The 11492-nt window shown below is 49.7% G+C and carries 8 protein-coding genes; 2 read left to right on the forward strand and 6 right to left on the reverse strand.

Annotated features, from left to right (window positions below; translation table 11 throughout):
- The 6 genes from GX117_12895 to GX117_12920 all read right to left on the reverse strand — a co-directional run.
- Nucleotides 1-1083, reverse strand: a 1083-nt coding sequence (locus GX117_12895; GenBank protein NLO34226.1) for a hypothetical protein, incomplete at its 3' end; no start/stop codon positions are given.
- A gap of 348 nt (nt 1084-1431) precedes the next feature.
- Nucleotides 1432-2904, reverse strand: a complete 1473-nt coding sequence (gene gltA / locus GX117_12900) for an NADPH-dependent glutamate synthase (GenBank protein ID NLO34227.1) — start codon at nt 2902-2904, stop codon at nt 1432-1434.
- A 26-nt stretch (nt 2905-2930) separates the two neighbouring features.
- On the reverse strand, nt 2931-5441 hold the full coding sequence (locus GX117_12905; protein NLO34228.1) for a sulfide/dihydroorotate dehydrogenase-like FAD/NAD-binding protein: 2511 nt from the start codon (nt 5439-5441) through the stop codon (nt 2931-2933).
- Between the two features lie 47 nt (nt 5442-5488).
- Entirely contained in the window at nt 5489-8599 is a 3111-nt protein-coding gene (locus GX117_12910) for an FAD-dependent oxidoreductase (protein ID NLO34229.1), read from the reverse strand.
- A 4-nt stretch (nt 8600-8603) separates the two neighbouring features.
- Entirely contained in the window at nt 8604-9083 is a 480-nt protein-coding gene (gene nuoE, locus GX117_12915; protein NLO34230.1) for an NADH-quinone oxidoreductase subunit NuoE, read from the reverse strand.
- A gap of 246 nt (nt 9084-9329) precedes the next feature.
- Nucleotides 9330-10316 (reverse strand): PAS domain S-box protein, encoded by a 987-nt coding sequence (locus GX117_12920; protein NLO34231.1) that lies wholly within the window; start codon nt 10314-10316, stop codon nt 9330-9332.
- Nucleotides 10317-10840: 524 nt separating this feature from the next.
- On the opposite strand from GX117_12920, the gene GX117_12925 reads away from it, so the two are divergent.
- Both GX117_12925 and GX117_12930 read left to right on the forward strand, forming a co-directional pair.
- On the forward strand, nt 10841-11065 hold the full coding sequence (locus GX117_12925) for a hypothetical protein (protein NLO34232.1): 225 nt from the start codon (nt 10841-10843) through the stop codon (nt 11063-11065).
- A 3-nt stretch (nt 11066-11068) separates the two neighbouring features.
- Nucleotides 11069-11492 (forward strand): PHP domain-containing protein (locus tag GX117_12930; GenBank protein ID NLO34233.1); only part of this gene is annotated, 424 nt, incomplete at its 3' end.

The following is an 11492-nucleotide window of genomic DNA, read 5'->3' on the forward strand; positions in this document are numbered from 1 at the left end:
CAGCCGGTCGCCATTGCTGTCTATCAACGAGAGCAAATCTCCGGGGATAGGGGCCAGTGCCACAAAAATACTCAATTCATTTCGACTTAATCGACCATCACGATTGAGGTCAATCGTTTTAAACCATTCTTCTTCTAAACCAGTATAAATTGCGCGGAGTTCATCAAGAGAAAGGGCGCCATCGCCATTGGTATCGAGCCAAGTAACTGCTAGGTCAAAGACTTCCATAATGCCAATTTCAGGCAAAGGACAAGCGTCTTCGATCGGTTCTTCTACCGGTATTTTTGGGGCATCCTCGCAATCCAATTGATTGTCATGATTTTTATCGAGGGCCATGAAAACCAAATCGGGGACAAAAGAGACCTCGTCCTTTTGGATAGCGCCGTCGCCGTTCCTATCGAGGACATTAACGATATTGATGGGGATGGCTTCAATAAAGGAAAAGAGCTCTGCTTCGGAGATTTTGTCGTCGCCATCACGATCTATGATAAGTAAAATAGGATCGGCATATTCGTCAGCAAGTAAGGCGATTTCAGTTTGTGAAATATATCCGTCATTCGTGAGGTCGACAAATGTCATGCCGCCATTTACTATAATGGCCAAAAGATCTAGAGTTCCACAGCCTCCTTCAACATCGGAGCTCGTGTAGGGCGCTGTAATACGTGCCCAATCTTCACAGTCAATAACGCTATTATCGTTCATATCCAGATAGGCAAAAATATCTTCCGGAATGAACTCTTCCACCTCTTCGAACTCGATCAAACCATTCCGATTTTTATCCACATAGTTGAAGAGATTTAAGGTTTCCATAATCCTATGAAACCACCAACGACTGATACCGTTTTCCCATTTGCTTAAATATGAACCGGCGCTTTGGGCAAGTTCAGGCGAAATGGCGCTCACTTCTTCAGAGGTGATGTATCCATTGTCGTCGTGATCGAAAATAAGGAAGGCAATGTCTGTTATTGTGTCATAGACGTCAGCGCTGTTGATAGGACAAGGCTTTGGCGCGGCGAAAGCCCCGGGTCCCAACACAAAGAGCAAAGAAAAGATCGTAACGACGAGTATTTGTTTAGCACGCATGGGCTTTACCCTTTACAGGTTAGAGATGTCCTATCACTATTTAACATCGATTCGTTTTATTTGATTCCCATCAAGCAGCGACAACGCTAGCTTGCCGCCACATTGATCACAATCTCTTTTAGCGTCTTAATGCTACCACACGGAGGTCGTTATGTCAAGCAAAAAGGCTCTTTACTTATCAAACTATTTATACTGCGATTTTTAAAGTTACAACATAGCAGCACTGTTTATACGGCTGTGGAAACTAAAGGAAAGGTTATGAGCTATCGTTTTGGCTTCGATCTTGTTCATCAGCTTTTACTTTTGATACCAGCGGATTGTGTATTTTTTTAATAGCGATATAAAGTTTTAGTTTTGCGCAGACTCATTTACAAAAGAAATAGCATCTCCCTGTAAGTATCGGTCAATGGCTGCGGCAGCCGTCCGCGCCTGTCCCATGGCGCTGATTACGGTAGCGGCTCCGGAAACGATATCTCCTGCGGCAAATACGCCTTTAACGGAGGTGGCCATGGTCTCTTCATCGACCACAATGGTTCCCCATTTCGAGAGGGCAAGCTCAGGCATAGATCTCGGGATTAAGGGATTAGGATTATTGCCAATGGCAATAACAACGGTATCCACATCAATGACAAATTCCGAATCTTTGACGGGTACCGGGCGTCGGCGTCCAGATTCGTCGGGTTCACCCAGTTCCATTTGTATACATTCGATGCCGATGACTCGATGGTTGTCGTCGCCCAAAATCCGCTTGGGATTGGTGAGCAATTTCATTTTGACGCCTTCTTCTTCGGCGTGATGAATTTCTTCTAAGCGGGCGGGCATCTGCTCCCTCGCGCGCCGGTAGACAATATGGACGTCTCCGCCGAGCCGCAACGCTGTGCGTGCTGAGTCCATCGCCACATTACCGCCGCCAACAACAGCGACACGTTTGCGACGAATAGGCGGGGTGTCATATTTTGGGAAAAGGTAGGACTTCATGAGGTTTGATCGGGTCAAATATTCATTGGCGCTGTATACACCGACCAGATTCTCGCCGGGAATGCCCAGGAAGGCGGGCAGCCCGGCTCCTGTTCCGATAAACACGGCATCAAAGCCCTCTTCCTCTAGAAGTTCCGGGATAGAGGCATTTCGCCCTACCACAAAATTCATGACAAAAGAGACGCCCATTGCCTCAAGGAACTGTACCTCTGCTTTTACAATTTCTTTGGGCAAGCGGAACTCAGGGATCCCGTAGACGAGAACGCCGCCCGTTTCTTGAAGGGCTTCAAAGACTGTCACTTCGTGCCCCATGCGCACAAGATCACCTGCTGCAGTCAATCCCGCAGGACCAGCCCCGATAATGGCGACTTTTTTTCCGCTTCTGGGCGGCAACTCGGGAATGGCAACAGTGCCGGAATCTCGTTCATAATCAGCAACAAAACGCTCTAATCGCCCGACAGCAACGGGTTCGCCTTTAATACCCAAAATGCAGAGCCGTTCACACTGCTCTTCTTGGGGACAGACCCTTCCGCAAATAGCGGGCAAGGCATTTTGTATTTTGAGATGCTGTGCCGCCTCGACAAATTTGCCCTCTTGTACCAATACAATGAACCCGGGAATATCCACATGAACGGGACAGCCGTCCACACATTTTGGTTTTTTGCAGTTGAGGCAGCGGCTTGCCTCCAGCATGGCAAGTTCCGGCGTATAGCCATAGGGCACTTCCAGGAAATTTCGCGCACGATCTTCCGGCGCTTGTTCGGGCATAGCCTGCCGGGGCGGGCGCACTTTTTTCGGCTTTGGTTTTGTCAAAGCGTCATCTGCATTTCGAAGGTCTGCCATAATTTAATCTTCCGTTACAGGGGTACTTATGCTTTTCCGCAGCCGCATCCATGACCATGGGCGTGATGGGTGCGTACAACGGGTTCTGTAGATAACAAGGAACCAATCTCCGCTTCGCTGTAGGCGTTGCGTCGATCTTTTAATTCTTCCCAATCTATCTGATGAGCAGAGAAAAAGGGCCCGTCAACACAGGCGAATTTTGTTTCACCATCAACGGTAACACGGCATGCGCCACACATGCCTGTGCCATCCAACATAATTGGATTGAGCGCAGCAAGGACGGGACAGTCAATATCTTTCAATTCAGCAGCTACAGTTTTCATCATAAAGGGACAGCCCACCGCGATAGCGAGATCAACATGGGCGCCCTTCTTCAATCGGCGCAGTAACACGTCAATGGCATGACCTCGCACTCCATTAGAACCGTCGATGGTGGAGGCGATATATTCGTCTGCCACTTGTGCTAATTCATTTTCATAATAATGGAGATAGTGACTTCGTGCTTCGACCATAATCACAACGTGGTTCCCGGCGTCTTTTAATGCTTTGGCAATCGCTATGTGGGCTCCCAGTCCGTAGCATCCTCCTAAAAGCACGACGGTACCGTACTTTTTTATATCCAAGGGGGTGCCCAGGGGGCCGACGATATGGGCGGCTTTATCACCGACCTGCATGAGTGCAAGTTTACGGCTGCTTTGTCCTTTTTCCTGCACAATCAGCGTGATGGTCCCCGCGTCGGCATCCCAATCACAGAGGGTATAAGGAACCCGTTCCGAGGTGGCGTCAGCCATAATAATGGCGAACTGACCTGCCCGCGCTTTTTTCGCCACTACGGGCGCATAAAACACAATCTCGTGATTATTGGGTGAAATTTCTCGTTTAGCAAGAATCTGAAACGCTTCCGGCGGCGTGCCCGGCACAGGGGCAACAACTGCCGCTTCTGTCGTTTCCTGAATTCTTTGTCCTGATGCGGGCAAAGAATCCAGTCCCTTTACGAGAGCGTCAATGGAATGCCCTCTAAAGAAAAGAGCGCGCTTTTTAGGATCAGCGGCGGCGGGCGGAACTGTATTCCTTTTTTCGCAAAGGATGGGCGCTGCCGTTTGCGTCAACTTTGCAACGGTATCATCTGCTACAACATGTTCCGCGCCAAGTTCTTTTGCAAGCGCAATGATAATTTCACAATCTGCTTTGGCTTGTCCCGGCGGTGTTGTTACTTGGAATAAAGGCCGGTATATTTTGTCGCGGTCTGCGATGCTTCCATTCGTTTCTGTGAAGACGGCAGCGGGAAAAACCACTTGAGCCTTGTCTAACATGACAGACGTATAGGCATCTTGGACAAGTACTAATTCCAATCTTTGACATTGCGCGTCTGTTAAAAGGTTTCCGACAGCGATGACGGCTTTACATGCTTCAGGCAAGTCAGCCTTCTCGCTGCCATTTTTGTTGGCATCCAATTCGATATAGTGGGGAGAATCCATGACCTTTTCAGTGAATGCCTTTAAGATGAAGCGATGTTCTTCGGGCAGCTGGGCATCGCAAACCAGCGCAAATGAAGTGCCCTTGTAGGGCATCAATTTTTCTGCGGCATGTGCCAAAGCCGCGTCCCAATTCACTTCGCGCAGGTTTTCACCGACACGAATCTGCGGCACATGGAGCCGTTCGCTATGATTCATAAGCGGCGCTGTTGCAAAACGTCCCAGCACACACAAAGGCTTGTCCTCATCGACAGCACGGACAGATATGGCTTTTTCGTCTACAATGCCAATGTTAAGGGTACATCTTTCATCACAAAGGACACAACTTGTCTGCGCCCATGTTTCGGCTTTGCCAAACCATTTGGCATAACGATCCGCCAAACTTCCTGTGGGGCAAACATCTACGCAGGATCCGCAGAAGCGGCAATCAGCATCTAGAAGGCTGCGGTCAAAAGCTTCGCCGATCCGGGCTACACTGCTCCGCCCCACAAAATCAATAATGGACTTGCCATGTTGATGTTTACAAACGCGCACACAGCGTCCGCAGAGAATACACAAGTTGAGATCACGATCAATAAAGGGATCGGAGCGTTCCAGAGGCCGGAAATGGTACCGGGGCGGCACGGGCAAGGCCGAAAATCCGAGATCCTCAGCCAAGGCGCGCACATCGCAAAGCTCTTTGTTGTTGCAGGTGTGACAGCCGGTAGTACGACCCACCTTCTCGGCGACAGGCCGAAACTCTTCACATTCATCTCTGCGCCCGCACAACAGGCAAGCGCTGGGATGTTCGAGCATCATCAGGCCCAGGATATTTCTACGCAATTCACGAAGCGGTTCCGTGTCGGTACGTACGACCATGTCCTGTGCAACAGGCGTTGTACAGGCTGTGGGATAACCTCGCATCCCCTCAATTTCGACCATGCACATCCTACATGCGCCAAAGGGCGGCAGACTGGGATGGGTGCACAAGTGCGGAATATGAATATCATGTCTCAGCGCACATTCGAGAAGGGTTTCTTTTGCTTCCGCTGTGACCCGTTGTCCATTAATGGTAAGTTCCATGTAAATCCGATCCTGTCTGTTAAACTCAAACACGTCTGGGGAAACGACTATTGATGCTCTTTACAGTAATCGCATCGCAGGCAACGCAAAGCCTGACTTATGGTGTTTTCTTCGGTGAAAATACCCACACCTTCTTCAAAACTATCTTTTTGCTTTTCGACACGAGAACGATCCACGACAAGCCTTGCCGTCGCAACGAAATCGGCATCTTGATCAAAGGGTGTATCTACCAGCGATTGAACGCGCCAGAAGGGGTGGGAAGCTCCTGTCAAGAAATGATCAAGTCCGGCGGCTGCGCGTTCTCCGGAAGCGATAGCCTCAATGATGGAGCGCGCCCCTTGCGCCGCTTCACCACAGGCGAAGAGCCAAGGAATGCTGCTCTGTTGGGATTCCGGATGGACGCGAATAAACCCGCTCACATCCATTTCCAAATCTGGATCGGCCCAAGAGAATTCGGCATTCGGCTGACGCCCCACCGCCACAATGACCAGATCCGCGTTGATCTCGAATTGGCTATCTCCGAGCGCGGCGGGCGCTTGTCTGCCGCTCAGGTCGTATTCATGCAATTCCATGCGCACACAACGAAGACCGGAGACACGCCCGGCTTCGGTATTGACCGCCATCGGTCCGGCAAGGCAGGTGATTGTCACGCCTTCCCGTTCCGCATCATCGATACAGTTTTCATAAGCCGTCATCTCCCTTCGGGTACGCCGATAGAGAAGGGTGACTTCTTCAGCACCGAGCTCTTTGGCAGTCCGTGCGGCATCTAAAGCAGCATTATTACCGCCAATGACCACGACCTTTTTGCCGGCGGGCGCGGTTCCTGTTTGGTTATATTGGGAAAGATAAGCACCGGCGTCGACGACGCCTTCCGTCTCTTCTCCGGGCACCTGGAGTTTATTCGGAATGGATGATCCGCTGCTCACGAGGACCGCTTCCACGCCGGCTTCACGGAGCGCGGATAAACTCAGATTTGTGCCTAGGCGTTGATTGAATTCTACAGTAACGCCGAGATCGCAGATCATTTTTATTTCTTGGTCGACCACTTCGCGGGGCAGGCGAAAGGCCGGAATGGTTTGGGTCAGCATACCGCCCAGCGAATCGGAAGCTTCGTAGAGCACGGGCTTATAGCCTAAGCGCGCGAGAAAATAGGCCGCTGTCAATCCTGCGGGACCGCCGCCGATGATGGCAATCTTACGTTTTGCGTTGGCGTCGTTGGCAATGACGCGCGGCGGCGCCACCTGCATTTCCGTAGTAACCAAATATCGGGAAAGTTCTCCGATGGAAACTGGTTCATCAATGCTTCCCCGTTGACAGCGATTTTCACAAGGCTGATGGCACACATAGGCACAAACAGACGCGAAGGGATTACGCTCCCGAAGCAGGGCGCGCGCCTCATCATAACGTCGCTGCCCGGCCAATGAAACAAAACCCGGCACATAAATATCGGCGGGACAACCGCTCATACAGGGCGTGGTCGTCAAGGCAGTACACACGCCGGCGTCACAGCGCTTCGCAACAATGTGGGTAATAAATTCATCTTTAAAATATTGCAAGGTACAGAGAACCGGATTGGCAGCAGTCTGACCCAATCCACATAAAGAACCATGCTTCACGGTGCGCGCCAGACTTTCTAAGGTCTGCAAATCTTCCGGTTCACCACGGCCCTCTGCGATTTTCGTTACAATGGAGAGCATGGCGCGGGTTCCTACACGACAAGGCGGGCACTTCCCACAGGATTCATTTTGTGTGAAGGTTAAAAAATACTTCACTAGATCGACCATGCATGTTTCTTCGTCAAGGACGATCATCCCGCCGGAGCCCATAATACTGCCGGCCTCTGCGAGTGCCTCATATTCCACAGGCAGATCAAAACGCCATGCAGGAATGCAGCCGCCGGAAGGCCCGCCTGTTTGCACCGCTTTTACAGAACGACCCATAGGCGCGCCGCCGCCTACTTTGTAAATAATGTCCATGAGGGATATACCCAGGGGCACCTCGATCAATCCGGGCCGTTTTATGCTTCCTGCTACGGAAAAAGAACGGGTACCTGCATTATTTTCGCTGCCGCATTCTTTATACCATGCTGCACCATGACGCAGAATCATGGGCAAGTTGCCCAAAGTTTCCACGTTTTGAATGGTAGTGGGATAGCCCCACAACCCACTGGCGGCGGGAAAGGGCGGACGTGGACGCGGCATACCGCGGCGGCTTTCTATGGCTGCAATCAAGGCGGTTTCCTCGCCACAGACATACGCGCCTGCGCCGCGTTTAACGTAAATATCAAAAGAAAAATCAGAGCCTGCAATATGTTCACCCAACAGGCCTGCTTCGCGCATTTGGGTGATAGCAAGGCGTAAGCGTTTCAAGACGGTTGCATATTCTACGCCGCAGTAAATATACCCGGCAGTGGCATGCATGGCATATCCGGCAATCAGCATCCCTTCCAGAACGGCATGGGGATCCCCCTCTATCAGAGTGCGGTTCATAAAAGAGCCGGGATCGCCCTCTGAGCAGTTACAAATAAGAAAACGTTTTTCACCGGCACTGTTACGACAAAACTCCCATTTTTTAAAGGTGGGGAAGCCTGCGCCGCCGCGCCCGCGCAGTCCTGAATCGCGCACTGCTTCCAAGGTTTTGTCGGCGCCAATTTCAAGGGCCTGCAGAAATCCGCGGTAGCCGTCTTGGGCAAGATAATGATTGAAGTTTTGGGGATCGATAATTCCACAATTATGGAAGATACGGCGCAGCTGATCGCGCATCACGGCATGATCGGCAAAACGGGGAATGCCGTTCCCCGCCGCATCCCCCATGATGCCGACAGCCCATTGGGAACAGGGATCATCTCCATAGATATGGCGATCAACAATGGCGCGCGCTTGCTCTTCCGTTACATTGCCGTAGCATATGCGCGCACTGCCCGGTTTATGCACATAGACCAGCGGTTCCAAATAGCAAGGACCTAAACAACCCACTTCAACCAGTTTCGCGTCGCTCTTACGCGCTGCTATTTCTTCGCGTAATGCCGCCAGTATCCGATCTGCGCCGGCGGCTCGGCCACAGGTGGCAGCGCCAACAAAAAGGATCGGAACATCGCTGTTTTCCAGCTGATTCCACTCGCTCCGTGCATCCGCATAGCGTTTCTCAAGGACATCCATGGCATTATTCCTGTTCGTCTTCATATTCCGCAAGAATAGCGGGAAGCTTGCGTACGGTTACGCGGGGATAAAATTTGCCGTCAATGGCAACTACAGGTTCCAAGGCACAGCACCCCAAACAAGCGATGCGGTTCAGCTCAAATTTACCGTCGGCTGTGACTTCGCCCACTTTAATGTTCAGGAGCCGTTCCAATTCGCGCATAATTTTCGCGCCGCCCCGCACATGGCAGGCTGTGCCCAAGCACACCTGGATTAGATGGCGGCCGGGCGGATGGAATTTGTAGAAGCTGTAGAAGGTGGCGACGCCGTAAATTTCGTTGACAGAAACACCGGTCAGTCTGGCGGTCTCGTCAAGAGCTTCTGAAGAAAGATAGCCATCCACCTGTTGTATTTCTTGCAAAATCGCCAGTATACCGCCTTTGGTCGTCGGGTATTTGGCAACAATGGGTTCTATATAAGACAACTCAGATTTAACCATAGCCATGGCGTATACTTTCCGTTAGGTATATACAATTTCCTACACTCAATTACCTTTACCCAAAAGGAAATAAGGCAAGCTCCGCGCTGATGCGGCGAAGCTTCTCGCAAAAGCCTGAGTCTAGGATATCACGCAAGAACAAAATGTTTCAATCTCGTTTCGATATTAAAAAAATAGCTTTACAACGGGTATCCTTGCTGCACAACAACAAGCTCAGGCTCCGTCTCTGCGATGGACTGCAGTCTCTGTTTATCATTGAGCTTCGTCAGAATATTTCTCTTTTATTTTTGTAATCACACCACACTCATATAGGTGCTCAAAAGCGCTGACGACTTGAGGATCAAAAAAAGTGCCCTTGCCCTCTAAGATTTTTTGTTTGGCGACTTTATCGGAAAAAGCGTCTTTATAGGGTCTTACCGTGGTAAGGGCATCGTAGACGTCAGCAAGGGTGACAATTCGGGACGATAAAGGGATTTCTTCGCCTTTCTTTCCTTTGGGATAGCCGCTGCCATCCCAACGCTCATGGTGATTGGCGGCAATCTCGCGGGCGACCCCGAAAAAGGGCTTATCTCTCAATATAGCGGCGCCCTTCAAGGGATGTGTTTTCATTTCTTCCCATTCTTGCTCCGTGAGGGATCCCGGCTTTTTAAGCACGTCGTCGGGCACGTTGAGTTTCCCCACATCGTGCATCATACTTGAATAGCCGATTTCAATGATTTCCGGTTCGGAAAGCCCTAATTGCCGTGCGATGGCCTCGGAATAGTAACGGACCCGCCGCAGGTGGCTTCCTGTAACGTCATCTTTAGCTTCGGCGGCCATGGCAAGCATATAAATGGCTTCCAGACTCATTTCGAAAAGACGTTTTTCGAGGTCTTTCATTTCTGTGATATCTCGGGCAATGCCAATATAGCCCATGGGCGTGCCCTCATCGTCGCGGATCTGGGTAATGGACAAAAATGAATACCAGAGATTGCCATTCTTTTTTTTATTTAAAATTTCGCCGCGCCACCACCCCCCATTTAAAATGATAGCCCACATTTCTTTGTAGGTTTGTAAGGTGGTTGCTTCCGATTTCAAAATGTTGGGTTTAAGGCCGATGGCTTCGCGCGCCTCATAGCCGGTAATTTTGGTAAAGGCGGCGTTCACGTATCGGATGACACTGTCCATGTCTGTTATAACGATAGAATCGACGGTATTACCGAGGGCCAAATAAAAAGTTTCATTGTTAAGAATACTCACCGTTGACACTCCACAGATTAAATTATATAGTTAAGAGACCTGCATTGCTCTGACTTTATCACAACTTCATAGCGTGACCGGATTACTTTTTGCCTTTCACGGAAACTCAAATTATTGTGTGGAATCCGGACTTGGGGTACAATATGTTCTATGGTGTAAAACATCATTGTATTGAAGTTAAATAATATCATTAATCATGGTCTTTCCGGAAAAAGATTTTATAGACACCTTCGTTTTTGCGTTGGAGGGGCCACTTCAGCCCGTCATCTGTTTTCCGAATCCCGGGTATTACGTCGGGAATAGTCTGACACAGTTTTTCTGTTTATAGCTGTGAAGGCGGAGAATCGTGAGACTACGCTTCTTAGTATATCGCTTTGTATTTGTTACAAGACTCTTACTGCCGACGTGCGTAATCGTACAGCACAGATAGCGGTTTACCGTAATTGTCTTGTTTTCCTATTGATCTCTTTCTGAGACGACAGCCTCAGCCGTATTGGCTTTTACCTATGAAAGGAACTCCTATCATGCGTTATTTCAAGACCATACAGTTCATTCCGGGAAAAGGCGACGCCTACACCTATTATGAATGCGATGACAATAATGCTCTTTTGAGACAGATGACCTACATTCCTGAAACAGAGGAAATTCAGCGTATCCCCGACCCGATCGTAAAAGAGCTCTATCAATCAGATCGGCTCCAAACTGCTACTGCGGCAGAATTTGAGTCTCTGTGGAATGAGGAAGCATAAGGTATGAAACTGACTTCCTCCTATCTCGATACGACGCAAAATCAATATAAAGTCAATCTCCATGCCCATACGACCAACAGCGATGGCAGACTATCGCCTCAAGAAATTGTGGATCTTTATGCGCAAGAGGGCTATGACAGTCTTATGATCAGTGATCACGATTTCGTTACGGATCCGGCTTCTGTTAATGCCCGTAGTATGACCTTGATCCCCGGATATGAAATTACCGCCTTCGGCCCTCATATTCTTCATGTCAATGCCGATGAGGTTTTGCCTCTTGATGCTGATCGACAATTCATGATCGATCGTGTCAATACGGGCGAGGGTTTCGCCATAATGAATCATCCCAACTGGGGCGAAAACTTCAACCATTGTGATCAGCGTGAACTCGCCGCGTTGCAGGGTTATGTAGGCATCGAAATTTATA

It is taken from the genome of Candidatus Hydrogenedentota bacterium (assembly GCA_012523015.1).
Taxonomy (GTDB): domain Bacteria; phylum Hydrogenedentota; class Hydrogenedentia; order Hydrogenedentales; family CAITNO01; genus JAAYBJ01.